Origin of the sequence: Oceanithermus desulfurans, from assembly GCF_014201675.1 — a bacterium.
Taxonomy (GTDB): domain Bacteria; phylum Deinococcota; class Deinococci; order Deinococcales; family Marinithermaceae; genus Oceanithermus; species Oceanithermus desulfurans.
Window position 1 is genome coordinate 67,673 of the sequence record NZ_JACHEZ010000006.1, and the last position, 25,573, is coordinate 93,245.

The following is a 25,573-nucleotide window of genomic DNA, read 5'->3' on the forward strand; positions in this document are numbered from 1 at the left end:
ACCGTACCTCCAGGGCATCGGGTACGATGCCCTGGAGGGGGTAGGACCGCGTGAAGAAGACCTTTTACGTCACCACGCCCATCTACTACGTCAACGCGCGGCCGCACATCGGCCACGCCTACACGACGATCAACGCCGACTTCCTGGCGCGCTGGCACCGGCTCGACGGCTACGACACCTTCTTCCTGACCGGAACCGACGAGCACGGGGAGAAGATCGCCCAGGCCGCCGAACGTGCGGGCAAACCGCCGCAGCAGTTCGTGGACGAGGTCGCCGAGGAGTTCAAGAAAGCCTGGGAAGTCCTTCACATATCCTACGACGATTTCATCCGCACGACCGAGCCGCGGCACAAACGGGTGGTGCAGCGCTACCTGCAGGAGATCCACGACCGGGGCGACATCTACTACGGCGAGTACGAGGGCCTTTACTGCGTGGGGTGCGAGCGGTTCCTTACCGAAAAGGAGCTCGTGGACGGCAAGTGCCCCGATCACGGGGTGGAGCCGGAGCCAAGGCGCGAGGGCAACTACTTCTTCAAGATGGAGAAGTACCGTACCTGGCTGCGCGACCACATCCAGAAGCACCCCGGCTTCATCCGCCCCGAGCGCTACCGCAACGAGGTGCTCTCGATCCTCTCGGAGCCCATCGGCGACCTTTCCATCTCGCGGCCCAAGAGCCGCGTGAGCTGGGGCATCGAGCTGCCCTGGGACCCGGACCACGTCACCTACGTCTGGTTCGACGCTTTGCTCAACTACGTTTCCGCCCTTGGTTATCCCGACGGTGAGCGCTTCAAGACGTACTGGCCGGCAGCCCAGCACATGATCGGCAAGGACATCCTCAAGACCCACGCGGTCTTCTGGCCGACGATGCTGAAAGCGGGCGACGTGGAAGTCTACAAGCACCTCAACGTCGGCGGCCACCTGCTCGCGGACGGGCGCAAGATGTCCAAAAGCCTCGGCAACGTCATCGACCCCTTCGAGTGGGCCAGGAAGTACGGGCCGGACGCGGTGCGCTACTACCTCCTCAAGGAGACCCCCTACGGCCTCGACGGCGTGGTCAGCGAAGCGGGTCTGGTGGAACGCTACAACGCCGACCTCGCCAACGACCTCGGCAACCTGCTGCAGCGCGTGCGCACGATGGTGCTGAAGTACCGCGAGGGGCGGCTGCGTCAGCAGCCGCCCGGCCCGGCGGAGCGCGAGCTCGTCGAGTCCGCGGAGGCGCTGGTCCCCCGGGTGCGTGAACGGATCGGCGAGCTGCGCTTCAACCAGGCGCTCGAAGAGGTGCTGCAGTTCGTCCGGGGGCTGAACCGCTACATCAACGAGCGCGCTCCCTGGAAGATCCGGGATCCCGAAGACCTGGACCGTGTCCTCTACACCGCGGTGGAGGGCATGCGCGTCGCGTCGGTGCTGCTCGAGCCGGCGATGCCGGTGAAGATGGCCGAGCTACGAACCGCCCTGGGTCTGGGTTCGCTGCGCGTGGCCGACGTGGAGCGTTGGGGCGGACTGCCCGACGGCCACCGGCTACCGGCGGAGGCGCCGATCCTCTTTCCCAAGGTCGAGCAGCGGCGCACCACCGGCGACGCGCCCAAGCCCGAAAAGAAGGAGGCGCCGCCGGTCGCCTACGACGACTTCGCCAAGCTCGACCTGCGGGTGGCCCGGGTCGTGGCCGCGGAAAAGCATCCCAACGCCGACCGCCTGCTCGTCCTCCGGCTCGACGTCGGAGGAGAGGAGCGCACCGTCGTCGGCGGTCTGGCGGAGCACTACCGCCCGGAGGAACTGGTGGGCCGGCGGGTGGTGCTGCTCGCCAACCTCAAGCCGCGCAAGCTGCGCGGGGTCGTTTCCCACGGTATGCTGCTCGCCGCCGAGGGCGCGGAAGGTGAGCTGGCGCTGCTCACGCCCGACAAGGACGTGGTTCCCGGTTCGAAGATCAGCTAGTCTCAAAGGCGACCACGCCCGCCCCCACCGCGCTCAGGGTGGGGATCTCGGGCGAGAGGGCGTAGTCCAGGACGGCGCCGCGGCCGGCGAAGAGCCGATGCCCTGCGTGCACCGCGGCGTAGGCGTCAACGTAGGTGGGGTTGCCGGCCGGGACCAGCGACGCCCAGGCGGCGTCGAACGACCCTGCGGCCACCAGCTCGAGGTAGCGGCGGTCGACCGTGCGCGCCTGCGTTACCCGCTCGTGGTCGAGGGGCGGGTGGCCGAAGCGGGCGCCCACGTGCGAGAGGTCCACGCTGGCCAGCGGCCAGAGCGGGTAGCGTTCGGCGAGCAGCGCGAGCGCACGGGCCAGCTCGTCGAGCCCGGCCTTGCGTTCCGGATCGCCGCTGACGATCAGCGGGAGGACCGGCGGCGCGGCGTCGGTCCAGGCCGCCTTCATGAAGACGGCCGGAAACTCGATCGAGTGCTCCTCGCGAAAGGCAAGCGGGCTGTTGAAGAGCTCGAACGGCAGCAGCGCGTCCAGGGCCTGCAAGGCCTCCAGGTCGACCGGGAGCGGCCCGAGCGGGGTTTCCAGCGGCGTGCCCCAGGCAGCCGCGACCTCGGCGACGCCGCGGTGGGCGACGCCCAGGACGACGACCCGCTCCGGGGGCGGCGTGCGGCGCATGGCCTCGATCGCGACGCCGTAGAGCTCGGGAACCCGCGCCGGCTCCAGGTGGGGCATCAGCAGTCCTCCGGAGGCCGGCACGACCTCGCCCGTGTGGAACGCGCGCAGGGTTTCCACGTAGCGGCGAAACGCCTCCGGATCGCGGGGGTAGCTGCGGTCGGCCAGCGCCATGGGGCGGGGTTCGCGCAGATAGGCCCGCAGCCGCTCTTCGGCGAGTTCGCGGATCTGGGGGTCCTCGAGGAAGCGGGCCTTCTCCAGGGCCGTCAGCAGCTCTTCCAGCTTTTCCCGCGGCACGACCGAGCCGTGCTCGCGCAGCAGCAGCGCCTGGACGTCTTCGAGGCTGCGCGTACCGTCGAACAGGGTGGCGATGTAGTAGGCCTCGGGGCTGAGGATCAGCACCTGCTCCGACAGGCCCAGAGGGTCGGTGAGGGCGAGGCCCTCAGGCGTCTCCTGAACGTCCAGTTCCCGCAGCTTCGGTGGCATACCACCATTCTACGAAACGCACGGCTTCCTCCCGTTGCCGGACCGTACCCAGCCACTGGGCCTCGCGAAGCGCCTGGAGCGCCCGGCCCACCAGGGGGCCGGGCTCGAGACCCAACAGCGCCATGACCTCCTCGCCGTCGAGCAGGGGTTCGGGCTCGCCCTGCCGTACGGCTTCGCGGGCCTCCTCGAGCGCCCGGTAAAGGGGCTCGAGGCGCGCCTCCACGTCGCCGGAGCGCGGGCCGCGCGTGGCCGCCCGGTCGGCGATCTGCAGCATGACCAAATCGGGCAGCAGGCCGCGGTGGCGCAGCAGCCAGCGTCTCCGGGCGCGCGGCGTGGCGGGGGGGACCTGCATGTGCTGCCGGACGAGGCGGCGGACCGCGGTGACGACCGCACGGCCGTAGCGCAGCCGCCGCAGCAGCGTCGCCGTCAGCGCGGCGCCGTCCTCGTCGTGGTGGAAGAAACGGTAGTAGCCGCGTTCCGGGTCCCAGCGCCGTACCAGCGGCTTGGCCAGGTCGTGGAGCAGCGCGGCCCAGCGCAGCTCGCGTTCGGCCTCGGGGAACCGCCAGAGCAGCTGGTGCAGGGTCTCCAGCTCGTGGCGCAGGACGTCGAGGTGGTGGTAGCCCCGCTGCTCCACCCCGGCGCCGGTGACCCACTCGGGCAGGTAGACGTCGGCCAGCCCCCAGCGCCAGAGCAGCTGAAAACCCCAGGCGGCCCGGGGGTGCATCAGGATCCAGTCCAGCTCGTCGCGGGCACGCTCCCAGGCGGGCCGGCGCCCGAAGCGCTGCCGCCGGGCAAGCGACCGGATCCAGCCCAGCGTGCGCGCTTCGGGGCGGAGCGCGTGGGTCACCGCAAGGCGGGCGCCGCGCAGCGGACGGAGGGGGTCGGACCCGAGCACGGCGGCGGACGGCGTCCGCAGTATCCGTCGCGCCAGGTCGTAACGCGCGGTCGCGGGAGCCAGGACGGCACCGCGAGGGCTCGCGGCCAGGGCGTTGACGGTGAAATCGCGCCGCAGCAGGTCTTCGTCGAGTCGGTTCGGGGCGGGGGTGAAGTCGTAGCTCCGTTCGCCCGCCACCACCCGCCAGTGGTCGCGCCGGGCGTCGAGGCAGACGAGTGCGCCGCCGGTGCGCGCGGCGCAGGCCTGCGCCGCTTGGGCGGGGTCGGCGGCGGTGAAGTCGAAGTCCCGCGGCTCGAGCCCCCACCAGAGGTCGCGCACCGCCCCGCCCACGAGCCAGCCGCCTTCGGGCCAGCAGGGCAGTTCGGGCAGGCGCACGCGACCGATCACCCGGACCACGAGGGTAGTATAGTCCCGTGAAGGTCGTCGCCCTCACGGGCAACATCGGCAGCGGCAAGACCACGGTCGCGCGCGAGCTCGAGCGGCTGGGGGCGGAGGTGATCTACGCCGACGAGCTGGCGCGGCAGGCGCGCGCGGCGCTGGCACCGGAGATCTGCCGCGCCTTTCCCGACGCTTGCGTCGGCGGCCGTCCCGACGACCGCAGGTTGGCGCGGCGGGTCTTCGCGGATCCCGAGGCGCGCCGGCGCCTCGAGGGCATGATTCACCCCTGGGTCCGGCGGGCCGTTCTGGAGCGGCTCGAACGGCTGGCGCAAAGCGCCAATCCGCCCGAGCTGGTCGTGCTCGAGCTGCCGCTGCTCTTCGAGACCGGCTGGAACCCGGCGCGTGACGGCGTCCTCGTCGTCGCGGCGCCCGAGGCGTTGCGCGCGCGGCGCGTGGCCGAGCGTTCGGGCCTGTCGCTCGACGAGTTCCGCGCCCGCGACGCCGCGCAGCTTCCCCAGGAGGAGAAGGTGCGCCGGGCCGACTGGGTGATCGTCAACGACGGCGACCTCGACGCACTGCGCGCGCGGGTGCAGCGCTGGTATGCGGAGGTGGTGCGTGAAGCTTCAGCATGACGCCTTGGGGACCCTGGAGCTCCCCGACGAGCCCCGGCGGATCGTCAGCCTGGCGCCGAACGTCACCGAAGCGGTCTTCGCCTTGGGCGCGGGGGAGCGGCTGGTGGGGCGGAGCGCCTTCTGCTGGCGCCCGGCGGCGGCGGCAGGGCTACCGGTCGTGTCCAGCTACACGAAAATACGCTGGGATCTTCTTCACGAACTGCAACCCGACCTCGTCTTCACCACCACGGCGGTGCAACGGGAGGCGACGCGGGCGCTGCACGAGCGCGGCTTCGCCGTTTGGCCGGTGCCCCTGCCCAACAGCCCCTGGGGCATCCTCGAAAACCTGGCGACCCTGGGGGCGCTCCTCGGCCTCGTGGAGACCGCGGCCGAGGTGGCAGACGGACTGGCGGCGCGCTATAGCGCGCTCGCGGGCCGGCTGCGCGGGCTACGGGTCTACCTCGAGTACGACCTCGGGGGGCCGATCACGATCGGTCGGGCCGCCTTCATGAGCGCCGCATTGACCCACCTGGGCGCGGTCAACGTCTTCGGCGACCGCCCCGAGGCCTACTTCGAGCCCGATATCGACGTAGTGCTCGAACGCGCGCCCGACCTTCTCGTCTTCGAGCCCAAGCGCATCCGCAACCGCGAGGCACAACGGCGCGCGGTAGAGCAGAAGCTGGAGGCACGCGGCTGGCGCGGAAGGCCGGTGGTGGTGACCCGCGGCGACGAGCTCGCGCACTTCGGGCCGGGGTTCTTCGACTATCTGGAAACCTGGACGGAAGCGATGCTCAAAGCGGTCGAAGAGCCCGCCTAGGCGGGCTCGTTCTGGCGGAGAGGGCGGGATTCGAACCCGCGGTACGGTGACCCGTACACACGCTCTCCAGGCGTGCCCCTTCAGCCACTCGGGCACCTCTCCATGCCGACCTCAAGCGTAACAAACGCCGATGGGAGCGTCAAGCGTGCTAGACTTGGGGGCATGAAGTTGGTCTTCGTCGGCCTGGGCAAGATGGGCCGCAGCATCCTCGAAGGAGTCCTCGCCGCCGAATTTCTCAGCCCCGAGCAGATCGGGGTCATCGACCGGGGGCCGGAACGCACCCGCGAGCTCGCCGCCCTCTACGGCATCGCACCGCTGGAGTACGGCGACCTGGCCCGCGCTGAGCGCGTGCTGATCGCGGTGCAGCCCAAACAGTTCCCCGAGATCGCGGAGCGCATCGCGCACCCCCAGCTGGGGTACCTGAGCATCATGGCGGGGGTTTCCACCGCGGTGCTGGCGCGCCGCCTCGGCACCCGCCGCGTCGTGCGGGCCATGCCCAACCTGGCCGCCACCATCCGCAAGAGCACCACCGCGCTGACCGCGCCCAAGGAGGCCCAGGAGGTCGGTGACCTGGAGTTCGCGGTCCGCCTTTTCAAGACCGTGGGCGACGCCTACACCCTACCCGAAAGGCTCTTCGACGCCTTCACCGGTATGGCCGCCTCCGCGCCCGCCTACCTGGCCATCGTCGCCGAGGCCCTCGCCGACGGAGGCGTCAAGATGGGCATCCCCCGCAGCGAGGCGCTCTCCTTCGCCGCGGACGTGCTGGTGGCCACCGGCGAGCTGATGCGGATCAAGCACCCCGCGGTCATCAAAGACGAGGTGGCCAGCCCCGGGGGCACCACGATCCACGGCGTCGCGGCTCTGGAGGAAGGGCGGGTGCGGCACGCCCTCGTGCGCGCGGTCGAGGCCGCAACGCGCCGCGGCCATGAGCTGGGGGAGGAAGAATGAAGCGCCGGGCCGTGTTCGGGCTGCTCGCGCTGCTGGCCTACGCCTTTGCGGCAGCGCCCAACTACTACCCCCACAAGGTGGGCATGCGCTGGCTCTACACCTCGGGGGAGACCCAGGAGCTCACCGAGACCCGCCAGGTTTCCGGCCAGGAGGTCTGGGTGCTCACCCACAGCTACGGCGGAGCGGTACGCTACACCGACTTTTTGCGCTTCGACGAGGAGGGGGTGTGGCTCCTGGGGGTGGACTTCGGTTCCGGCGTGCAGGCCTACGACCCCGCCATCCAGCTCTACCCTCCGGCTCCGCTGCGCGTAGGGCTCGCCTGGAGCAGCCGGGTGACCTTCCGTGGCTCGACCCTCGTCGTCGTCAACAAGGTGCTGCGGATCGAAGGGGTCGAGGTGCCCGCGGGTCGTTACAACGCCTTCGTGATCCGCTCGTCGATGACCGCCGAGGGCGGCGGGGCGAACGTCGTCGACATGTACTTCGTTCCCGGAATCGGCATCGTCCGCTACGCCACCCAGGACGGCGGACAGATCGACCTGCAGGACTTCAAGCCTTAAGGCGCAGGGCGTAGCGGAGGATCTGCAGGTACATCCGCAGCCGGTGCGCCAAACCGGCGAGCAGCCCCCGTTTCTCCTCCTTGAGCCTCTGGCCGACGCCCTCGAGGGGGAGGTAGCGCACCCGCCAGCCCTGGCTGCGGGCGTAGCGGGTCAGCTTCAGCTCCACGTCGTAACGGGCTTGCGCGAGGCCCGGAAGTTCGCGCAGGCGGTCGCGCGCCAGGGCACGCTGGCCGGAGAGCTGGGGGGTGATGCGGTTGCCGATGTCGCTCAACCAGCGCCCCCCGCGAAAGACCCCCACGGTCATCTCGGCTTCCCCCGCGAGCAGCGGGTCGAGGAGGACGCGCAGGTGTTCCGGCTTGAGGCCCGTCAGGTCGGCGTCCAGCAGCACGACGTAGGGGGTGGCGACCTCGGCCAACCCCGCAGCGTAAGCAGCGCCCTTGCCGCGGTTGGCCGGCAGGCGCACCACCTTGGCCCCTGCGGCGGCGGCGCGCTCGGCGGTGCGGTCGCTGGAGCCGTCGTCCACCACGACGACCGGGAAGCCCGCCGGCTTGACCGCCTCGACGACCTGGGCGATCGTCGCCTCTTCGTTGTAGGCGGGGATCAGGACGGTCGCCAGCGGTTCGGACACGGCTAACTCCCGAAGAGGCGCTGCACGTCCTGGAAGGTGACGAGCACCATGAGCAGGATCAGGAAGACGAAGCCGATGAAGTTGATCAAAGCCTCGTGCTCGGGGCGGATACGCCCGCCGGAAACGGCGTTGAGGAAGACGAGCAAGAGCCGCCCGCCGTCGAGGCCGGGGATGGGCAGCAGGTTGAAGACCGCGAGGGAAAGGTTGATGAGGGCGGCCAGCTGGACGACCGCCATCAGGCCGGCGCGGGCGGCTTCGCCGGCGAGGTTGACGATGCCGACCGGACCCACCAGCTCGTTGCTGGGGCTGCCCACGAGCAGCCCCGCGAGGCCGCGGGAAAAGCTGCGCAGCATCTCCGGCAGAAAGCGCAGCGAGGTGTCCACCGCGGTCGCGAAGGCGCGCACGAACCCGGGTCGTTCGTAGACCACCTCGGGGCCGTAGCGCACCCCCAGCTTGTCGCGCGTGCCGTCCCAGACGAAGCGGATCTCGATCGTTTTTCCCTGCCGCTCGACGGTCAGGGTGTGGGGCCCGGTCCGGCTCTTGACCTCGTTCAGGTCGGTGTAGTGCTGCAGCGGCTGGCCGTCGATGGCCACGATCAGGTCGCCCGGCCTCAGGCCGATCTCCTGGGCGAGGCTGCCTTCGACGACCGAGATCACCTGGGCGTGGGTCTCCACCGGTTTGGGGATGCCCTGGGCGGTGTAGACCCAGGCCATCAGGAACCAGGCGAGGAGGAGGTTCATGATCACGCCGCCCACCAGGATCAGCACCTTGCCCGGCAGGGCGAGGCCCGCGAAGCCGTGGTGGGGCGGGATGGGTTTTCCCTCCGGGGTGAAGTCGGGGGCCATGCCTTCGATCTCGGCGTAGCCGCCCAGCGGGATAAGCGAAAGCCGCCACTCGGTGCCGGCCCAGCGCATGCGCAGCAGCGGCGGCCCGAAGCCGATGGAGAATGCTGGCACGCGCACGCCCTGGACGCGGGCGGCCAGATAGTGCCCCAGCTCGTGGATGAAGATCGAAACCCCAAGGATGAGGATCAGGACGATGGCCGTGTTCAAAGCTGCTCCTCCGCCTCCGCGCGCGCCCAGGCGTCGGCCGCGTAGAGGTTCTCCCAGGTTAACGGGTCGGGCGGGGTTTTGCCTAGCACGGTTTCGACGACCCGGGCGATACCGGTGAAGCCGAGCCGGCCCGACAGGAAGGCGGCGACGGCGACCTCGTTGGCGGCGTTGAGCACCGTGGGGGCCAGCCCGCCCTGAGCGCCGGCGCGGTAGGCCAGCTCGAGGGCGGGGAAGCGCTCCAGATCCGGGGGCTCGAAGTCGAGCCGCGGCGGCAGCGGTTCGGCGGCCAGGGGGGTGGGGGCGCGCTCGGGGTAGGTGAGGGCGTACTGGATGGCCAGGCGCATGTCGGTCGGGCCCAGGACCGCCTTGAGCTGGCCGTCGACGAAACGAACCAGTGAGTGAACGTAGGACTGGGGGTGGACGACGACCTTGATGCGGTCCAGCCCCACCCCGAAGAGGGCGTGCGCTTCCAGCACCTCGAGGCCCTTGTTCATCAGCGTGGCCGAGTCGATGGTGACCTTGGGGCCCATCGACCAGCGCGGGTGCCGCAGGGCCGCTTCGGGGGTGACGCCGCTCAGGTCCTCCGGCCCTTTACGGAACGGCCCGCCTGATGCCGTGAGGATCAGCTCGGCCACGTCCTCGGGACGTTCGCCCGCGAGGGCCTGGAAGAGCGCGGAATGCTCGGAGTCGACCGGGACGAAGCGGGCGCCGTAGCGGCGGGCCTCGGCCTGCAGCAGGGGGCCGGCCGCGACCATGCTCTCCTTGTTGGCCAGGGCCACGCGGCGCCCGGCGCGCACGGCGGCGCGCACGGGCTCGAGCCCGGCGAGCCCGGGGATGGCGGCGACGACGATGTCGGCGTCCCACGCCGCGACCTCGGCCGCCGAGGCGGCGGTGCGCACCCCGGGGGGCAGCTCGGGCGTTCCGGCGGCGGCGTAGACGACCTCGGGGCGGAAGGTCCGTACCTGCTCGGCCAGCCGCGCGCGGTTCTGGCCCGCGGCCAGCCCGACGACCCGCCAGCCGCGCCAGCGGACCACGTCCAGGGTCTGGGTGCCGATGGACCCGGTGGAACCGAGAACGACGACGCGCAGAGGTTCGCTCATGTAAAGATCACCAGCAGATAGTACGTGAGGGGGACGCTGAAGATCAAGCTGTCCAGGCGGTCGAGCAGCCCCCCGTGCCCGGGGAGGAACTGGCCCGAGTCCTTGACGCCGGTGTAGCGCTTGAGCATCGATTCGGTGAGGTCGCCCAGCTGGGCGGCGAAGCTGAGCAGCACCGCGAAGACCAGAAGTTCGCCACGCCCGAAGGGGAAGGCGCCCTGGATGAGCCAGGTGTAGGTGAACAGCGCCAGGAAGGCGGCCACCAGGCCGCCGATGAAACCCTCCACCGTCTTGTTGGGGCTGACGGTCGGCGCCAGCTTGGTGCGCCCGATCGTGCGTCCCACGAAGTAGGCGCCCACGTCGGTGGCGAAGGTGGCGACGAGCGGGAGCGAGAGGGTGACCAGACCCAGGGTGGCGTCGGGGGAGTAGCGAAGCAGCAGGAAGTAGCCCAGGGTCCAGGGCAGGTAGAGCAGGGCCAGGACGCTGAACGCCAGGCGGGGGATGTTGGCCCCGGCGAACAGCTCGTAGATGAAGGCCGAGAAGAGGACGAGGCCGAGGGCGACCTCGCGCCAGGGGACGCCCGGGTTCTGTTCGTAGAGCGCCGGCAGCGAGGCGGTGAGCAGCAGCAGGCCGCCGAGGCGCAGCACCCAGAGGTTCAGCCGCACCGATTTGCGCGCGAACATCTGGGCGAGCTCGCCGGTGCCGATCCAGAGGGCGAGCACGAGCGCAGGGCCGAGCAACGGCAGCCCGACCCAGAGAATGAGGAAGAGCACCACCAGCGCGATCGCGCCGGAGAGGGTCCTATCCTTGAGGGACTCCGCCGAAGCGTCGCCTGCGGGTTTGGTAGGCTCGGATGGCGTGGGCAAACTCCTCCTTCGTAAAGTCGGGCCAGAGCGTCTCGGTGACCCAGATCTCGCTGTAAGCGCTCTGCCAGAGGAAAAAGTTCGAGAGGCGCATCTCGCCGCTGGTGCGGATGATCAGGTCCGGGTCCGGCATCTCCGGCAGGTAGAAGGCCGAGCGCAGACTGGCCTCGGTGATCGGTTCCCCCAGGGCGGCCAGCTGCGCGGCGGCGCGGACGATCTCCTGGCGGCCGCCGTAGTTGAGGGCCCCGACGAGGTGCAGGCGGTCGGCGTTCGCGGAGGCGCGCTCGGCGGCTTCGATGGCCTCGCGCAGGCTGTCGGGCAGGTGGAGGCGGTCGCCGATGATGTGAATGCGCACCCCGCGCTCCACGAGCTCGGGGGTTTCCTCGCGCAGCACGCTCTCGAAGAGTTCGAAGAGCGCCCGGACCTCGCTCGAGGGACGCCGCCAGTTCTCCGTGGAGAAGGCGAAGAGGGTCAACCACTCGACGCCGGCCTCGAGCGCGCCGCTCACGGCCTCACGGATGGCGCCGTGGCCCGCCAGGTGGCCGCGGTAGCGGGGGAGGCCGCGGGCCTCGGCCCAGCGGCCGTTCCCGTCCATGATGATGGCCACGTGGCGGGGGAGGCTCATTCGCTGAGGATTTCCTTTTCCTTGGCCTCCAGCTCGGCGTTGATCTTCTCGATGAACTCGTCGGTGAGTTCCTGGACCTCCTTCTCGGCGCGCTTGACGTCGTCCTCGGGGAGGTGCTCTTCTTCGCTCAGCTTCTTGATGCGGTGCAGCGCGTCACGCCGGATGTTGCGCACGGCCACGCGCGCCTCCTCGGCGTAGTTGTGCGCGGCCTTGACGATCTCCTTGCGGCGTTCCGCGGTGAGCGCGGGGATGTTGATGAAGAGGGTGTCGCCCTGGTTGTTGGGGTTGAGGCCAAGGTCGGAGTCACGGATGGCCTTTTCGATCAGGGGCAGCGCGTTCTGGTCCCAGGCCTGCACGACCAGCGTGCGCGCGTCGGGCGCCGAGATGCTGGCCAGCTGGTTGAGCGGCATCATGGAGCCGTAGTAGTCCACCTTGATGTGCTCCAAAAGCGCCGGGTTGGCGCGGCCGGTGCGCAGCGTCGCCAGGTTGGACTCGAAGACCTCGAGCGTCTTCTGCATGTGTTCGCGGGTTTCCTTGAACAGCGGTTTGAACATGCGCCACCTCCGGTTCCTATTCGTGAATTATAGTCCCGATGCGTTCCCCTTGAATGATACCGACGAGGGCCCCCGGCTGGAAGATGTCGAAGACGACGATGGGCAGCTTGCCCTCCATGCACAGGCTCACCGCGGTCGCATCCATGACCTGCAGCCCCTTGGCGAGCAGGTCCAGGTAGCTGAGCTCGTCGAACTTGCGGGCGCCCGGGTTCTTGCGGGGGTCGTCGTCGTAGACGCCGTCGACCTTGTTCTTGGCCATCAGCACCGCGTCGGCGCCGATCTCGAGCCCCCGCAGGGCGGCGGCGGTGTCGGTGGAGAAGAAGGGGTTGCCGGTGCCGCCGCCGAAGATGACGACCCGCCCCTTCTCCAGGTGGCGCAGCGCCCGCCGGCGGATGTAGGGCTCGGCGACCTCGGTGATCGTCAGGGCCGTCTGCACGCGGGTCTCCAGACCCTCGCGCTCGAGTGCGTCTTGCAGGGCCAGGGCGTTCATGACCGTGGCCAGCATCCCGATGTAGTCGGCCGTGGCCCGGTCCATGCCCATCCCCTGACGGGTGCCGCGCCAAAGATTGCCGGCGCCGACGACGATCCCCATCTCCACGCCGGTGGCGTGGGCGCGGGCGATCTCCGCGGCGAGGCTCTGGGTGGCCTCGGCCGAGTAGCCGCGTCCGTCGTCGGCGGCCAGGAACTCACCCGAAAGCTTGAGCAGTACGCGATGGTATTTCAACGTGCCCTCCATTTCCGAGCATACCGGATGGCAGCAAGGCGCCCCCGCGAACTTCGCGGGGGCGCAGGTCTCGGGCCGCTCAGGCCCCGAGCTCGAAGCGGCAGAAGCGGCGCACCTTGATGTTCTCGCCGATCTTGCCGATGGCCTGCTGGATCAGCTCGCCCACGGTGATCTTGTCGTCCTTGACGAAGGGCTGCTCCAGGAGGACGACCTCCTGCAGGTACTTCTTGATGCGCCCCTCGGCGATCTTCTCGGCGATGTTCTCGGGCTTGCCCTCGTTGATCGCGGCGGTGCGGTAGATCTCCTTCTCCTTTTCCAGCTCCTCGGCCGGCACCTCGTCGACGCTCACGTACTTGGGTGCGGCCATGGCGATGTGCATGGCGATGTCCTTGCCCAGCTGCTGGAAGTCGTCGGTGCGGGCCACGAAGTCGGTCTCGCAGTTGAGCTCGAGCAGCACGCCGACGCGTTTGTTGTGGTGGATGTAGTCGGTGACGATGCCCTCGCTGGCCTCACGGTCGGCCTTCTTGGCCGCCTTGACCGCGCCCTTCTCGCGCAGGATCTGGATCGCCTTGTCGGCGTCCCAGCCGGCCTCTTCCAGCGCCTTCTTGACGTCCATCATGCCCGCGCCGGTGGCGGCGCGCAGCTTCTTGATCAGTTCGAGCTGGCTCATTCCTTGGCCTCCTCGGTTTCGGTCTCGCCGGCTGCGGCCGCCTCGGCCTCCGCAGCCTCGGCCTCCGTGGTTTCCTCGCCGCCGCCGCGGGCCTCGATGACCACGTCGGTAAGGCGGCTGGTGACGAGCTGGATCGAGCGGATGGCGTCGTCGTTGCCGGGGATGATGTGGTCGATCAGGTCGGGGTCGCTGTCGGTGTCGGCCAGCGCCACGATGGGGATGCCCAGCTTGCGCGCCTCGGCCACCGCGATGGCCTCCTTGGTGGGGTCGACGACGAAGAGGGCGTCGGGGAGGCGGCTGAGCCGGCGGAAGCCGCCCAGGTACTTGCGCAGGCGGTCGAGCTCGTGCTGCAGGCGCACCTGCTCCTTCTTGGGACGCTCGTTGATGTCTTCGGAGTCGAAGAGCTGCTCGAGCTCCTCCAGCCGCTTCACCCGGGCGCTGATCGTCTTGAAGTTCGTCAGCATCCCGCCCAGCCAGCGCTGGTTGACATAGGGCATGCCTACGCGGTCGGCCTCGATCTGCACGATCTCCTGCGCCTGCTTCTTGGTGCCCACGTACAGGATCACGCCGCCGCGCGCGGCCAGGTCCTCCACGTAGCCGCAGGCCGCCTGCATCTGCACGAGCGTCTTCTGCAGGTCGATGATGAAGATGCCGTTGCGCTCCGCGTAGATGAAGCGCTTCATCTTGGGGTTCCAGCGCTTGGTCTCGTGACCAAAGTGAACCCCGGCTTCCAACAGTTCCTTGATGCTGATGTTACAGGCCATCGTGCTCCTCTTCCGGAGGGCGTTGAGGTGGGCGTTGGGCTTGGTTCGCGGGGCCTTTGGGGAGCGGACGCCCTCCTGCCGCCGCCGCGCCCGCGAACACGCCTCAACGATTATAGACGCTGACCCGCCGATTGGGAAGTCCGCGGCGCCGCGGGTTTGACGGGGCCCATCCCGACCTCTAGAATGCGTGCGGAGCCCCGTGGGGCCGTAGCTCAGAGGGAGAGCACCTGCCTTGCAAGCAGGGGGTCAGCGGTTCGAATCCGCTCGGCTCCACCAGAGAACGGCCGGGAGACCGGCCGTCGCCTTTTCTGAAAGCCTTGTTAGGACAAATAGACCTACCCCCGGGGGGCATGTTTGGTAGGCTAAGGTAACCGCCTACGAGCGCCACAATCCGGTACACGCTTCCACGTCTTTCCGCTCCATGGCGGTCGAAAGGAGGCGAGAGCGTGCTTACCCGACGCGATTTCTTCAAGGTCGGCGGCGCCGCCAGCGGCGTTTTCTTCCTGCGGGGCCGCGCCCAGCCGTCGGGGCAGAAACGGCTGCACAAACCCGTTGGCGAGCACCCCGTCATCTGCCCCTACTGCGCGACCGGCTGCGGCATGATCGCCGCAGCGCAGGGGGGGCGGCTGGTCAACCTGGAGGGCGACCCCGACCACCCCATCAACCGCGGGCAGCTCTGCAGCAAGGGCGAGGCGGCGCGCGGCTTCGTCGAGAGCCCCTACCGCATGACCAAGACCCTCTACCGGGCCCCGGGCTCCGACACCTGGGAGGAGAAGCCCATCGACTGGATGATCCAGCAGATCGCCCGCCGCATCAAGGAGACCCGCGACAAGTACTGGATCCAGCAGGACGACGACGGCTACGTGGTCAACCGCACCGAGGCCGTGGCCTTCCTGGGCGGCAGCTCCAACGGCAACGAAGAGTGCTACATGTTCATCAAGTTCGCCCGCGCCCTCGGTCTCAACTACATCGAGCACCAGGCGCGTATCTGCCACTCCTCGACGGTGCCGGCGCTCGGGGAAAGCTTCGGGCGCGGGGCGATGACCAACCACCCCATCGACTTCAAGAACGCCGACGTCATCCTCATCGAGGGGGGCAACCCCGCCGAGCAGCACCCGCTCACCTTCAAGTGGATCATGGAGGCGAAGGACCGCGGGGCCAAGGTCATCGTCGTGGACCCGCGCTTCAACCGCAGCGCCGCCCGGGCCGACGTCTTCGCCCAGATCCGGGTGGGGACCGACATCGCCTTCATGGGAGGGTTGATCCACCACATCCTCGAGAACAAGCTCTACGACGAGTACTACGTCAAAAACTACACCAACGCGACGCTGCTGGTGAACCCCGAGTTCAAGACCGCGACCGACCTCGACGGCCTCTTCAGCGGCTACAACCCCACGCCCGACAACCCCAACGAGAAGGGGGTCTACGACCGCAGCACCTGGACCTATCAGATCGGGGAAGACGGTTACGCCAAGCGTGACCCGACGATGACCGACCCCAACTCGGTCTTCCAGCTGCTCAAGAAGCAGTACAGCCGCTACACGCTGCCGATGGTCAGCAAGATCACCGGCATTCCCGAGGCCAAGCTGAAGCAGATCTACGACCTCTTCGGCTCCACCGGGCAGGTCGACCGGGTCGGCACGATCACCTACGCCATGGGGGCCACCCAGCACTCCTACGGCACCCAGCACATCCGCGCCTACGCCATCGTCCAGCTGCTGCTGGGCAACATCGGGCGCGCCGGCGGCGGGGTGAACGCGCTGCGCGGCCACTCGAACGTGCAGGGGTCCACCGACCACGCGCTGCTCTACCACATCCTGCCGGGGTACATGCCGGTGCCCGACCGTAAGTTCCCCACCCTCAAGAGCTACCTCGAGGCCAAGACCCCGAAGCGGCTTCTGCCCAACGCCCCCAACTGGTGGGAGAACCTGCCCAAGTACTTCATCAGCCAGCTCAAGGCCTGGTGGCCGAAGATCGACCCGGAGATCAGCTACCTCTACCTGGCCAAGCTGGGCCCCCACGTCGGCGGCAAACCCGACGCCTCCAGCGACTACTCCCACCACGCCCTGCTGCACGCGGCCCTCTCGGGCGTGCTCAAGGGCCTGATCGCGGTGGGTCAGAACCCGGCGATGAGCGCGGCCAACGTCAACATGGCCCGCAAGGCGCTCGACAGCCTCGACTGGCTCGTCGTCCTCGACCCCTTCGAGACCGAGACGGCGGCCCACTGGAAGCGCCCCGGCGTGGATCCGAAGAGCATCAAGACCGAGGTCTTCTTCATCCCGACCCCGGTCTGGGTCGAGAAGACCGGCTCGATCACCAACACCGGCCTCTGGGCGCAGTGGTACGAGAAGGCGGCGGAGGCCCCCGAAGGTACGGTCGACGAGATGTACTTCTTCACCAAGCTGGTGGAGGAGCTCAAGAAGCTGTACGCCGAGGGCGGTGCCTTCCCCGACCCCATCGTCAACCTTTCCTGGCCGGAGTGGTCCGAGGAACAGTCCGTTCACTGGGCCAAGGAGATCAACGGCTTCGACCTCACGACCGGCGAGCAGGTGGCCAGCTTCACCAAGCTGCGCGACGACGGCACCACCGCCTCGGGCAACTGGCTCTACGCCGGCTCCTGGACCGAGAAGGGCAACATGATGGCGCGGCGCGACTCGAAGACCGACCACCCGGCGGGCATCGGCATCTACCCGAACTGGGCCTGGTGCTGGCCGGTCAACCGGCGCATCCGCTACAACCGCGCCTCGGTCTGGTTCGACACCGGTCAGCCGCGCGACGAGAAGCGCTGGGTCATCCGCTGGAACGACACCGCCGGCAAGTGGGAGGGCGACGTCCCCGACGGCGGCTGGAAGCCGGGCACGGTGCTGCCCTTCATCATGAAGTCCGACGGGCTGGGGCACCTCTTCGCCCTCAGCCTCAAGGACGGTCCCTTCCCCGAGCACTACGAGCCCTGGGAGTCGGCGGTGCTCAACCCCTTCGGCCAGCAGAACGACCCGGTCTGCAAGGTCTGGCACTTCAAGGACCTGGACGTCTACGGCGATCCGAAGGACTACCCGATTATCGCCACCACCTACCGCCTGACCGAGCACTGGCACACCGGGATGATGAGCCGCAACGTGCCCTGGCTGCTCGAGCTGCAGCCTGACCCCTTCGTCGAGATCGGCACCGACCTGGCGGGCGAGCTGGGCATTAAGAACGGCGAGTGGGTGCTGGTGGAGTCGGCGCGCGGGGCGGTCGAGGCGGTGGCCATCGTGACGCCGCGCATCCAGCCGCTCAAGATCGAAGACGAGAACGGCGCGCGCGTGGTCAACCAGGTGGGGATTCCCTGGCACTGGGGCTACATGGGCGGCGGGGCCCGTCCCGAATCGGCCGGAAACGCCCTCACGCCCAGCGTGCACGACCCCAACTGCTTCATCCCCGAGACCAAGGCGATGCTGGTGCGGCTGAAGAAGCTCGCCAAGCCGCCCAAGAAGATCGACCTGAACGCCCGGATCTAGGAAGGAGGCTGGGATGCCGAAACCCAACGATTACGCGATTCTGTTCGACGCCTCCCACTGTACGGGTTGCCGGGCCTGCCAGGTCGCCTGCAAGCAGTGGAACGACCTGCCCGGGGAGGCGACGGTCAACACCGGCAGCTACGAGAACCCGCCCTCGCTCTCGTCGATGACCTGGCTGCGCATCAAGTACACCGAGGGCGTCGACCGCGGCGAGGTCTTCTGGGACTTCACCCGCGATTCCTGCATGCACTGCAGCAGCGCGGCCTGCGTGGAGGCCTGCCCCACGGGGGCGGTGAACTACCGCGAGGGCGGTGTGGTGACCGTGGACCAGGACTGGTGCATCGGCTGCCGCAACTGCGTCCAGGCCTGCCCTTACGACGCCATCCACTTCGACGAGGAAAAGGGCGTGGTGGACAAGTGCACGCTCTGTTACGACCGCGTCAGCAACGGGCTCGAGCCCGCCTGCGTGAAGGCCTGCCCCACAGGCGCCCTGCACTCCGGCCGCTTCGCCGACATGAAGGCGCTGGCCGAACAGCGCCTGGCCGCGCTCAAGGGCGCGGGATACGACCAGGCCAGGATTTACGGCCTCGCCGAGATGGGCGGCACCCACGTGCTCTACGTGCTGCTCAAGCACCCCAGCGCCTACGGGCTCCCCGTTGGGCCGGTGACCGAGAAGCGCAAGGTGGCCAGCGGCTGGCTCTCGGCCGGCATCGCGGCCGCGGTTCTTGGCTTCGCCGGTGCGCGCTGGATAGCCGAGCACCGTGAGGAAGTGGGAGGTGAACGGTGATGACCGGCGAATGGGGCATCTACATCGTCCTGTACTTCTGGCTCGCGGCGATGGGAGGCGGAGCCTTCCTGATCGCCCTGGGTCTGCGCGACGAACGCGCCCGGCGCTCCGGCGCCTTCCTCGCCTTCATCGGGATCGTGATCGGGGCGCTGCTGCTCATCGTCGACCTCGGCCAGCCGACGCGCTTCTGGCATCTGCTCGTGGGCTTCCACCCCGTTTCGGTGATGTGGCTGGGCTCGGCGGTGCTGGCCCTCTCGGGGTTGGGCCTCTTCCTGTTGCTGGTCATGCGCGAGTGGCCCGGGTGGCTCGTCTGGGTGACGGCCATCCTGGTGCTGCTCGTGGTGGGCTACACCGGCGTCTTGCTGATGGCCACGGCCCGCCCCTTCTGGAGCGGAAGCCCGCTGATGCCCTGGATCTTCCTGGCCTCGGCCTACACCACCGGGGCGGCGCTCTTGGTGCTGCTGGGCAACCGCGAGCCGGGTCTGCACCGGATCTCCTTCAACTTTGCGCTGATCGAGATCGTCCTCGTCGCCGCGCACCTGATCTGGACCTATCCGCTGGCGAAGAACGCCGTGCAGGCCGCCCTGACCGGCGATCTCGCCTGGGCCTTCTGGGGCTTCGTGGTGCTGGGGGTCGCGCTGCCGCTCTACATGGAGGCGCAGCGCCGGGCCGCTTCGCTGGCCGCGCTGCTGGTGCTGGCGGGCGGTTTCCTGCTGCGCTACTTCATCGTCTACGCCGGACAGACGGGCGTGCTGCGCTTCTGAGCTAAGCTGAGGAGGAACGTGAACCTTTTTGATCTGGAACCGCTGTTTCGCAGCCTCGATGCCCTCCCGGCCGCCGACGGGGCGGCCGGGGGGTACCCCGGCTTCGCCGCGCGTTTTCGTGAGGTGCTGGACGTGATCGCCCGGGAACAGCCCGACTGGGCGGAGCGGGCCCGGTCCTACCGGGACCTGGACAGGCCGCGGCTCGAACAACTGCGCGCGGCGATCCAGGGTGGCGGGCTGGAGGGGCCGGACGACCCCTTGCTCGAGTTCGCGCTGCTGCAGACGCTCCGCCGCTACCACCGGGCCCCCGACGCCCCGCCGCTGGACGAGGGGCCCGACGACGCCACCTGCCCTACCTGCGGTTCTGAGGCCGACGTGGCCTACCTGGACGAAAAGGGCTTCCGCTACGCGGTCTGCCGGCTCTGCGACCGCCGCTGGCCGGTGCCCCGGGTGCGCTGCCTCTACTGCGGCGAGGAAGAGGCCAAGAAGCTCGAGTACTACCCCTACGAGGAGGGCTACCGGCTCTACCGTTGCAAGAGCTGCGGGCGCACCCTGCCGGCCGTCGATCTGCGCGAGGCGGGAAGGCTGGACCTGCCGCGGCTGCGCGCGGCGGCGGTGGAGATGCAGTTTCTCTACGAGGCCGGGGCGGTGGAGGAGTGATGTACCGCTACGAGAAAGGTCGTTTCCAACCGGCGCGTTTCGAGGCACCGCGCGAGGTCGAGCTGACCCTGGTTGTCAACGGGCGCCCGGCCCTGCGGCTGGCCCACTCGCCCGGGGAGGAGGTCGAGCTGGGCCTCGGCTTCCTCTGGCTGGGCGGCGTTTTCGACACCCTGGAGCAGGTGCGCTGGTTCCGCCGTGCCGAGGGCGTGCTCGAGTTCGAAGTGGCGGGCCGCGCCGGTCCCGGGGTCCCCCTGCGCACCAGCAGCTGCGGTATGGGGATCGTCTACGGCCAGCGGAACGTGCGCGAGCTGCCCTTCGCGGCCCTGGACCCCGAGCTGCCCATCCGCATGCACGCGATGTTGCGCGAGCGCGCGGTGGAGTACCGGCGCACCCGGGGGATCCACGGTGCGGCGCTGTTTACCGTCGAGGGGCGCTTGCTGCACCTCTCCGAAGACATCGGCCGCCACAACGCCGTGGACAAGATCGCGGGGCGGATGCTGCTCGAAGGCTGGTCCCCGCCCTTCGCGCTCGCCGTCAGCGGCCGGGTCTCGGCCGAGATGGCGCTGAAGGCGGCGGCCATGGGGGCGGTCCTTCTCACCAGCCGCACCGGGGCGACCCGGACCGGGCTCGAGTCCGCCGAACGCCACAACCTGACCGTCTGCACCTACGTGCGTCCGCTCGGTTACCGGCTCAACACCTCACCCGGGCGGCTGCTCGTCCGCGCTGCCGACGAGGTCTTCGAGGCGGTTCGCGTTCAGGAAGAGCCCGGCGCCGAAACGGGGGGCTAGCTCGCTCCAGGGTACGATGCGGGCCCGCGCCGTTTCGACGAGGTGCTTCAGGAAGAGGTCGCCGCGCGCGATCTGTTCGCGCGCCACCGGTTCGAGGTCCTTGCGGTAGAACGCCGCCAGGGGCTCGATCCAGCCCGTCGGCCCTTCGGCGACCACCGCCAGCGCCTCGGTCGTGCGGGTTTGCGCAAACATGTAGGCCCAGTAGGCGGGTGTGAGCCGGGGCAGATCGCAGGCGGCGACGGCGACCCAGTCGTGACGTGCGTGCACCAGTGCGCTGTGCAGCCCGCTCAGGGAATCGGCGCCCGGAACCACGTCGCCGAAGACGGGCACCCCGAACTCGGGGTAGGGACGCCCGGCCACGATGAACCGCTCATCGGCTTCGCGCAAACTCTCCAGCACGTACGCCGCAAGGGGGCGTCCGCGCCACACGTACCGCGCCTTGTCCTGTCCGAAACGCTTGGATCGGCCCCCGGCCAGCACCGCGCCGCTGAATTCCATGCCCTTAGCCTAACGCCTTGACCGGCGCGCCGGCGGGTCGGTAAGGTAGGGGCAAGATGCGGATCCGGACGCCCCGAAGCTACAAGATCCGTCACCAGCGCTTCTGGTGAAGCCGCATCCCCTTTCTTTTCCCGCCCACAACCCAAGCCCCAGACTGCACTGGAGGAACGCAAGCATGCATCTCCCCGAGTACCCCTTACCGGACGAGCGCGGACGGTTCGGCCCCTACGGCGGCCGCTACGTCCCCGAGACGCTGATGCCGGCGCTGGAAGAGCTGGAGGCCGCCTACCGCCGGCTGCGCCGCGACCCCGACTTCCTGGCCGAGCTGGACGACCACCTGCGCCACTACGCCGGCCGGCCCAGCCCCCTCTACTTCGCCCGCAACCTGACCGAGGCCTGGGGCGGGGCCCGGGTCTACCTCAAGCGCGAGGACCTCAACCACACGGGCGCGCACAAGATCAACAACACCCTGGGCCAGGCCCTGATCGCCAAGCGGATGGGCAAGCGCCGCGTCATCGCCGAGACCGGCGCGGGCCAGCACGGCGTCAGCGTGGCCACGGTAGCGGCGCTGTTCGGGCTGGAGGCGGTGATCTACATGGGCGCGGAGGACGTGCGGCGGCAGGAGCTGAACGTCTTCCGCATGGAGCTGCTGGGGGCCGAGGTGCGCACCGTGACCAGCGGAACCCAGACGCTCAAGGACGCGACCAACGAAGCCATCCGCGACTGGGTCACCAACGTGGAGACGACCTTCTACATCCTCGGCTCCGTGGTGGGGCCCCACCCGTACCCGATGCTGGTGCGCGACCTGCAAAGCGTCATCGGTCTCGAGATCGCCCGGCAGCTCGAGGAGGCCGAGGGGCGGCGCACCCCGGATGCCATCGTCGCCGCCGTGGGCGGGGGCTCGAACGCCATCGGCGCCTTCGCGCCCTTCGCCTACCTGCCCGCGGATAAGCGCCCGCGGCTGGTCGGCGCCGAGGCGGCGGGGGAGGGGCTCGAGAGCGGCCGTCACGCGGCCAGCATCGGCGCAGGCAAGCGGGGCGTGCTGCACGGCTCCTACATGTACCTGCTCCACGACGAGGACGGCCAGATCCTGCCGGCCCACTCGGTATCCGCGGGCCTCGACTACCCGGGGGTGGGCCCCGAGCACAGCCACTACGCCGACGCCGGCGTGGCCGAGTACGTCTCCGTCAGCGACGACGAGGCGCTCGCCGCCTTCCAGCTGCTCAGCCGCGCCGAGGGCATCCTCCCCGCGCTCGAGTCGGCCCACGCGGTGGCCTACGCCGCCCGCCTGGCGCCGCAGATGGCGCGGGACGAGGTCCTCGTCATCAACCTCTCGGGCAGGGGAGACAAGGACGTGACCGAAGTCATGCGTCTCTTGGGAAAGGAGTCGCGATGAGCCGGATCCACGCCGCCTTCCAGCGGGCCAGGGAGGAGGGACGGGCCGCCGTCGTCCCCTACCTGACCGCGGGCTACCCCGGCCCCGAAGCCTACCTGGACACGGCGACCCGACTTCTCGAGTTCGCCGACCTGATGGAGATCGGCCTGCCGTACTCGGACCCCCTGGGCGACGGCCCGACGATCCAGCGCTCGGGCGAGGCCGCGCTGCGCGCCGGGGTGCGAACCGCCGACGTGGTCGAGCTGGTGGCCGCGCTGCGGCGGCGCACCGACAAACCCCTGTTGCTGATGACCTACATCAACCCCGTCTTCGCCTGGGGGCCGGCGCGCTTCTTCGCCGCCTTTGCGGAAGCGGGACTGGACGGGGTCATCCTTCCCGACCTTCCCCCCGACGAAGACCCGGACGTCGTGCGCGCCGCCCACGACGCCGGCCTCGCCACCGTCTTTCTGCTTGCCCCGACCTCCACCGACGCCCGCATCCGCGAGGTGGTCCGGCACACCACGGGGTTCGTCTACACCGTGAGCGTGACCGGGGTGACCGGCGCCCGCAGCGAGCTGCCGGATCTTGCGCCGCTGGTCGAGCGTATCCGCGCTCTCACCGACCTGCCCGTCGCGATCGGTTTCGGTGTCTCGGGCGCCGAGACGGCGCGCCAGGCGGCGCGCGTGGCCGACGGCGTCGTCGTCGGCTCGGCGCTCATCAAAAGGCTCGCGTCCGGCGAGGACCCCGCGCCCCTGCTCGCCGAGATCCGGCGGGCGGCGCGCGTAGAATAGGCGCATGAAGCCCTTCAAGATCGGCGGTTTCGAGGTCTACTTCCTGGAGGACGCGCGTTTTCGCCTCGACGGAGGCGCGATGTTCGGGGTCGTGCCCAAGCCGCTGTGGTCGCGGGTTACTCAGAGCGACGCGCAGAACCGCATTCCGCTTGTGATCCGGCCCATGCTGGTGCGCGCAGGCGAGCGTTGGGTCCTCGTCGAGACCGGGATGGACGACAAGCAGGGGGAGAAGCACCGCAAGATCTACGGCATCGAGGCCGCGGGGCGGTTGCTCGAGCAGCTCGTGGTCCTGGGGCTGGAGCCGGGGGACATCGACCTGGTGATCAACACCCACCTGCACTTCGACCACGCCGGTTTGAACACGATATCACGAGGCGACCGCATCGTGCCGTTGTTCACGAACGCGCGTTACCTGGTGCAGAAGCAGGAACTCCACGACGCGACCCACGTCCACGAGCGCAACCGCGCCAGCTACCTTCCCGAGAACATCGAACCCGTACACGACGCCGGACTGTTCGAAGAAGTCGAGGGTGAGGCCGAGGTGCTCCCGGGCCTCACCGTCTTCCCCCTGCCGGGGCATACGTTGGGTCAGCAGGGCGTGCGCCTGCACTCGGAAGGGGAGACCCTGGTGTACACCGCCGATCTGATGCCCACGCTGGCCCACGCGCCGCTCGCCTACATCATGGCCTACGACCTCTACCCCGTCACCACGCTGGAGGTTCGCAAGGCCTTCTACCCGGTCTGGGTCGAAGAAGAAGCCTACCTGGCCACCCCCCACGACCCCGGACACCCGCTGGGACGGCTCGTTCGTGACGAGCGCGGCTACCGGGCCGAGCCGGTCGGGCTCTAGGCCGGCGTCAGATGCCGCGCCAGAACGTCCAGGCGGCCAGCAGGTAAAAGAAGACGGCCACCGCCCAGCTCGCGTAGGCGTAGCGGCGCTCGCCGCCTTCGGGCTGCAGCGAAAAGACGAAGATCAGACCACCCAGCATCGTGAAGAGGAAGCCGACGGCCATCCAGAAGTAGGCGATGCCGCTCACGCCGCACCTCCCATCACCTCGAAGCCGCCCACACGCACCCTTTCGAGGAAGGCCCGGTCCAGGGTGACGCCCAGGCCGGGACCCGCGGGCACCGGCATCCACCCCGCTTCGGCCTCGAGCGGTTCGTTCACCACGTCGTGCACCCAGTAGCGGCTGGCCGAACTGGTGTCGCCCGGAAGGGTGAAGTTGGCGAGGGTCGCGGCGTGGATGTTGTGGGCCCGGCCTACCCCGGTTTCGAGCATCCCGCCCATCCAGACGGGCACTCCGAAGGCCCGGGCCAGGTCGTGCACCCTGCGGGCCTCGCCGTGCCCGCCCACCCGGGCGACCTTGACGTTGATCACCCCGGCGGCGCCGAGCTCGAGCGCCTGCCGGGCGGCGCGCGCCGAGGTGATCGACTCGTCGAGGCAGATTGGGGTTTCCATCCGCTGGGCGAGCTGGGCGTGATCGAGCAGGTCGTCGTAGGCGAGGGGCTGTTCGATGTAGTCGAGGTCGTAGGCGTCCAGGCGCGCCAGCGACCGCGCGTCGGAGAGGCGGTAGGCGGAGTTGGCGTCGACGGTGAGGTGGGCGTCCGGGAAGCGCTCCCGCACGGCGGCCACCACCGCGACGTCCCACCCCGGTTTGATCTTCAACTTGATGCGCCGGTAGCCGGCCTCGAGGTGCTGCGCCACGGCGTCCAGCGTCGCCTCCAGGTCGGGCTGGATCCCCAGCGAAACCCCGACCGGGACACGATCGCGAACGCCCCCCAGCACGTCCTTGAGCGGTAGACCCAGGCTTCGCGCCCACAGGTCCCAGAACGCCATCTCGACCATGGCCTTGGCCATGGGGTTGCCGCGGAAGCGGTCCAGGGCCGCGGCCAAAGCTTCGGGGTTGGCCCAGTCCCGACCCACCACGGCGGGCAGCAGGCCCCTTTCCACGAGGTCCAGGGCGCCGGCGAGGGTTTCTTCGCGGTAGCCGGGCAACGCGGTCATCACACCCTCGGCGTAGCCCTCGAGCCCTTCGCCCCGGAGCACGAGCAGGGGGACGGTCCGGTGGGTCTGCACACCGAACGAAGTCTCGAAACGGAAGTTCAGCGGCAGTTCGACGACGACGACCTCGGCGGATTCGATCTTCATGACCCC

Annotated in this window: 27 protein-coding genes and 2 tRNA genes; 14 read left to right on the plus strand and 15 right to left on the minus strand. The window is 69.3% G+C overall.

From position 1 onward, the window contains the following. The first annotated feature begins 50 nt into the window (after positions 1-50). Positions 51-1,931, plus strand: coding sequence for a methionine--tRNA ligase (gene metG / locus HNQ05_RS08595; RefSeq protein WP_147146080.1), 1,881 nt, complete (start codon positions 51-53; stop codon positions 1,929-1,931). Here metG and amrB read toward each other — a convergent pair. Further along, a complete protein-coding gene (gene amrB / locus HNQ05_RS08600; RefSeq protein ID WP_147146078.1) occupies positions 1,924-3,075 on the minus strand; it encodes an AmmeMemoRadiSam system protein B in 1,152 nt (383 codons plus the stop codon). The genes metG and amrB overlap by 8 nt on opposite strands. After that, positions 3,032-4,366: an HD domain-containing protein gene (locus HNQ05_RS08605; protein WP_147146076.1), complete on the minus strand. Its 1,335-nt coding sequence runs from the start codon at positions 4,364-4,366 to the stop codon at positions 3,032-3,034. The genes amrB and HNQ05_RS08605 overlap by 44 nt, the downstream gene beginning before the upstream one ends. 17 nt (positions 4,367-4,383) lie before the next feature. On the opposite strand from HNQ05_RS08605, the gene coaE reads away from it, so the two are divergent. After that, complete coding sequence (gene coaE, locus HNQ05_RS08610; RefSeq protein WP_147146074.1) at positions 4,384-4,980, plus strand: dephospho-CoA kinase; 597 nt, start codon at positions 4,384-4,386, stop codon at positions 4,978-4,980. Continuing rightward, positions 4,964-5,776: a helical backbone metal receptor gene (locus tag HNQ05_RS08615; RefSeq protein ID WP_147146072.1), complete on the plus strand. Its 813-nt coding sequence runs from the start codon at positions 4,964-4,966 to the stop codon at positions 5,774-5,776. The genes coaE and HNQ05_RS08615 overlap by 17 nt, the downstream gene beginning before the upstream one ends. A gap of 12 nt (positions 5,777-5,788) precedes the next feature. Here HNQ05_RS08615 and HNQ05_RS08620 read toward each other — a convergent pair. Then, positions 5,789-5,878, minus strand: a tRNA-Ser gene (locus HNQ05_RS08620). A gap of 60 nt (positions 5,879-5,938) precedes the next feature. Between HNQ05_RS08620 and proC the strand changes: the two genes are divergently transcribed. Next, positions 5,939-6,724 (plus strand): pyrroline-5-carboxylate reductase, encoded by a 786-nt coding sequence (gene proC / locus HNQ05_RS08625; protein ID WP_183677751.1) that lies wholly within the window; start codon positions 5,939-5,941, stop codon positions 6,722-6,724. After that, a complete protein-coding gene (locus HNQ05_RS08630; protein ID WP_147146068.1) occupies positions 6,721-7,281 on the plus strand; it encodes a hypothetical protein in 561 nt (186 codons plus the stop codon). The genes proC and HNQ05_RS08630 overlap by 4 nt, the downstream gene beginning before the upstream one ends. Here HNQ05_RS08630 and HNQ05_RS08635 read toward each other — a convergent pair. The 9 genes from HNQ05_RS08635 to rpsB all read right to left on the minus strand — a co-directional run bounded on the left by HNQ05_RS08635 (position 7,271) and on the right by rpsB (position 14,258). Beyond that, on the minus strand, positions 7,271-7,909 hold the full coding sequence (locus HNQ05_RS08635; protein WP_147146067.1) for a glycosyltransferase family 2 protein: 639 nt from the start codon (positions 7,907-7,909) through the stop codon (positions 7,271-7,273). The two genes, HNQ05_RS08630 and HNQ05_RS08635, sit on opposite strands and share 11 nt — an antisense overlap. 2 nt (positions 7,910-7,911) lie before the next feature. After that, a complete protein-coding gene (locus HNQ05_RS08640; RefSeq protein WP_147146065.1) occupies positions 7,912-8,961 on the minus strand; it encodes a M50 family metallopeptidase in 1,050 nt (349 codons plus the stop codon). After that, a complete protein-coding gene (gene dxr / locus HNQ05_RS08645; protein WP_147146063.1) occupies positions 8,958-10,061 on the minus strand; it encodes a 1-deoxy-D-xylulose-5-phosphate reductoisomerase in 1,104 nt (367 codons plus the stop codon). The genes HNQ05_RS08640 and dxr overlap by 4 nt, the downstream gene beginning before the upstream one ends. Then, the gene (locus HNQ05_RS08650) at positions 10,058-10,834 is read right to left on the minus strand and encodes a phosphatidate cytidylyltransferase (protein ID WP_246104092.1); all 777 of its coding nucleotides are present in this window, start codon (positions 10,832-10,834) and stop codon (positions 10,058-10,060) included. Before HNQ05_RS08650 ends, dxr begins: the two co-directional genes overlap by 4 nt. A gap of 25 nt (positions 10,835-10,859) precedes the next feature. After that, the gene (uppS, locus tag HNQ05_RS08655; protein WP_147146059.1) at positions 10,860-11,546 is read right to left on the minus strand and encodes a polyprenyl diphosphate synthase; all 687 of its coding nucleotides are present in this window, start codon (positions 11,544-11,546) and stop codon (positions 10,860-10,862) included. Continuing rightward, on the minus strand, positions 11,543-12,100 hold the full coding sequence (gene frr / locus HNQ05_RS08660) for a ribosome recycling factor (RefSeq protein WP_147146057.1): 558 nt from the start codon (positions 12,098-12,100) through the stop codon (positions 11,543-11,545). The genes uppS and frr overlap by 4 nt, the downstream gene beginning before the upstream one ends. A gap of 16 nt (positions 12,101-12,116) precedes the next feature. After that, positions 12,117-12,824, minus strand: a complete 708-nt coding sequence (pyrH, locus tag HNQ05_RS08665) for a UMP kinase (RefSeq protein WP_147146056.1) — start codon at positions 12,822-12,824, stop codon at positions 12,117-12,119. Between the two features lie 79 nt (positions 12,825-12,903). Continuing rightward, on the minus strand, positions 12,904-13,494 hold the full coding sequence (gene tsf / locus HNQ05_RS08670) for a translation elongation factor Ts (protein WP_147146054.1): 591 nt from the start codon (positions 13,492-13,494) through the stop codon (positions 12,904-12,906). Then, complete coding sequence (gene rpsB / locus HNQ05_RS08675) at positions 13,491-14,258, minus strand: 30S ribosomal protein S2 (RefSeq protein WP_147146052.1); 768 nt, start codon at positions 14,256-14,258, stop codon at positions 13,491-13,493. The genes tsf and rpsB overlap by 4 nt, the downstream gene beginning before the upstream one ends. Before the next feature lie 201 nt (positions 14,259-14,459). Between rpsB and HNQ05_RS08680 the strand changes: the two genes are divergently transcribed. From HNQ05_RS08680 to HNQ05_RS08705, 6 genes are all read left to right on the plus strand, one after another. Continuing rightward, positions 14,460-14,534: transfer RNA gene (locus tag HNQ05_RS08680), tRNA-Ala, on the plus strand. A 170-nt stretch (positions 14,535-14,704) separates the two neighbouring features. Then, entirely contained in the window at positions 14,705-17,755 is a 3,051-nt protein-coding gene (gene fdnG / locus HNQ05_RS08685; RefSeq protein ID WP_147146050.1) for a formate dehydrogenase-N subunit alpha, read from the plus strand. A gap of 13 nt (positions 17,756-17,768) precedes the next feature. Then, positions 17,769-18,542, plus strand: coding sequence for a 4Fe-4S dicluster domain-containing protein (locus HNQ05_RS08690; protein ID WP_147146048.1), 774 nt, complete (start codon positions 17,769-17,771; stop codon positions 18,540-18,542). Continuing rightward, entirely contained in the window at positions 18,542-19,306 is a 765-nt protein-coding gene (gene nrfD / locus HNQ05_RS08695) for an NrfD/PsrC family molybdoenzyme membrane anchor subunit (protein ID WP_186810649.1), read from the plus strand. Before HNQ05_RS08690 ends, nrfD begins: the two co-directional genes overlap by 1 nt. Positions 19,307-19,324: 18 nt before the next feature. Further along, entirely contained in the window at positions 19,325-19,966 is a 642-nt protein-coding gene (locus HNQ05_RS08700) for a formate dehydrogenase accessory protein FdhE domain-containing protein (RefSeq protein WP_147146044.1), read from the plus strand. After that, complete coding sequence (locus tag HNQ05_RS08705; RefSeq protein WP_147146042.1) at positions 19,966-20,754, plus strand: formate dehydrogenase accessory sulfurtransferase FdhD; 789 nt, start codon at positions 19,966-19,968, stop codon at positions 20,752-20,754. The genes HNQ05_RS08700 and HNQ05_RS08705 overlap by 1 nt, the downstream gene beginning before the upstream one ends. Here HNQ05_RS08705 and mobA read toward each other — a convergent pair. Continuing rightward, positions 20,665-21,252 (minus strand): molybdenum cofactor guanylyltransferase, encoded by a 588-nt coding sequence (gene mobA / locus HNQ05_RS08710; RefSeq protein WP_147146040.1) that lies wholly within the window; start codon positions 21,250-21,252, stop codon positions 20,665-20,667. The two genes, HNQ05_RS08705 and mobA, sit on opposite strands and share 90 nt — an antisense overlap. A 175-nt stretch (positions 21,253-21,427) precedes the next feature. On the opposite strand from mobA, the gene trpB reads away from it, so the two are divergent. Genes trpB through HNQ05_RS08725 form a run of 3 tightly spaced genes read left to right on the plus strand, consistent with a single transcriptional unit; the run spans position 21,428 to position 24,268 of the window. After that, positions 21,428-22,648: a tryptophan synthase subunit beta gene (gene trpB, locus HNQ05_RS08715; protein ID WP_147146039.1), complete on the plus strand. Its 1,221-nt coding sequence runs from the start codon at positions 21,428-21,430 to the stop codon at positions 22,646-22,648. Next, positions 22,645-23,418: a tryptophan synthase subunit alpha gene (gene trpA, locus HNQ05_RS08720; RefSeq protein ID WP_147146037.1), complete on the plus strand. Its 774-nt coding sequence runs from the start codon at positions 22,645-22,647 to the stop codon at positions 23,416-23,418. Before trpB ends, trpA begins: the two co-directional genes overlap by 4 nt. 4 nt (positions 23,419-23,422) lie before the next feature. Then, complete coding sequence (locus HNQ05_RS08725; protein ID WP_147146035.1) at positions 23,423-24,268, plus strand: MBL fold metallo-hydrolase; 846 nt, start codon at positions 23,423-23,425, stop codon at positions 24,266-24,268. A 7-nt stretch (positions 24,269-24,275) separates the two neighbouring features. Here HNQ05_RS08725 and HNQ05_RS08730 read toward each other — a convergent pair whose 3' ends face one another. Beyond that, a complete protein-coding gene (locus HNQ05_RS08730; protein WP_147146033.1) occupies positions 24,276-24,455 on the minus strand; it encodes a hypothetical protein in 180 nt (59 codons plus the stop codon). Next, complete coding sequence (gene menC, locus HNQ05_RS08735) at positions 24,452-25,567, minus strand: o-succinylbenzoate synthase (RefSeq protein WP_147146031.1); 1,116 nt, start codon at positions 25,565-25,567, stop codon at positions 24,452-24,454. Before menC ends, HNQ05_RS08730 begins: the two co-directional genes overlap by 4 nt. Positions 25,568-25,573 lie beyond the last annotated feature (6 nt).

Bases quoted from the DNA above. Each gene is read 5' to 3' on its own strand.
- menC (WP_147146031.1), bottom strand. From the start codon at position 25,567: ATGAAGATCGAATCCGCCGAGGTCGTCGTCGTCGAACTGCCGCTGAAC.
- proC (WP_183677751.1), top strand. From the start codon at position 5,939: ATGAAGTTGGTCTTCGTCGGCCTGGGCAAGATGGGCCGCAGCATCCTC.
- dxr (WP_147146063.1), bottom strand. From the start codon at position 10,061: ATGAGCGAACCTCTGCGCGTCGTCGTTCTCGGTTCCACCGGGTCCATC.
- trpB (WP_147146039.1), top strand. From the start codon at position 21,428: ATGCATCTCCCCGAGTACCCCTTACCGGACGAGCGCGGACGGTTCGGC.
- tsf (WP_147146054.1), bottom strand. From the start codon at position 13,494: ATGAGCCAGCTCGAACTGATCAAGAAGCTGCGCGCCGCCACCGGCGCG.
- uppS (WP_147146059.1), bottom strand. From the start codon at position 11,546: ATGAGCCTCCCCCGCCACGTGGCCATCATCATGGACGGGAACGGCCGC.
- nrfD (WP_186810649.1), top strand. From the start codon at position 18,542: ATGACCGGCGAATGGGGCATCTACATCGTCCTGTACTTCTGGCTCGCG.
- trpA (WP_147146037.1), top strand. From the start codon at position 22,645: ATGAGCCGGATCCACGCCGCCTTCCAGCGGGCCAGGGAGGAGGGACGG.
- rpsB (WP_147146052.1), bottom strand. From the start codon at position 14,258: ATGGCCTGTAACATCAGCATCAAGGAACTGTTGGAAGCCGGGGTTCAC.
- HNQ05_RS08630 (WP_147146068.1), top strand. From the start codon at position 6,721: ATGAAGCGCCGGGCCGTGTTCGGGCTGCTCGCGCTGCTGGCCTACGCC.
- HNQ05_RS08690 (WP_147146048.1), top strand. From the start codon at position 17,769: ATGCCGAAACCCAACGATTACGCGATTCTGTTCGACGCCTCCCACTGT.
- amrB (WP_147146078.1), bottom strand. From the start codon at position 3,075: ATGCCACCGAAGCTGCGGGAACTGGACGTTCAGGAGACGCCTGAGGGC.
- mobA (WP_147146040.1), bottom strand. From the start codon at position 21,252: ATGGAATTCAGCGGCGCGGTGCTGGCCGGGGGCCGATCCAAGCGTTTC.
- frr (WP_147146057.1), bottom strand. From the start codon at position 12,100: ATGTTCAAACCGCTGTTCAAGGAAACCCGCGAACACATGCAGAAGACG.
- HNQ05_RS08725 (WP_147146035.1), top strand. From the start codon at position 23,423: ATGAAGCCCTTCAAGATCGGCGGTTTCGAGGTCTACTTCCTGGAGGAC.
- HNQ05_RS08705 (WP_147146042.1), top strand. From the start codon at position 19,966: ATGTACCGCTACGAGAAAGGTCGTTTCCAACCGGCGCGTTTCGAGGCA.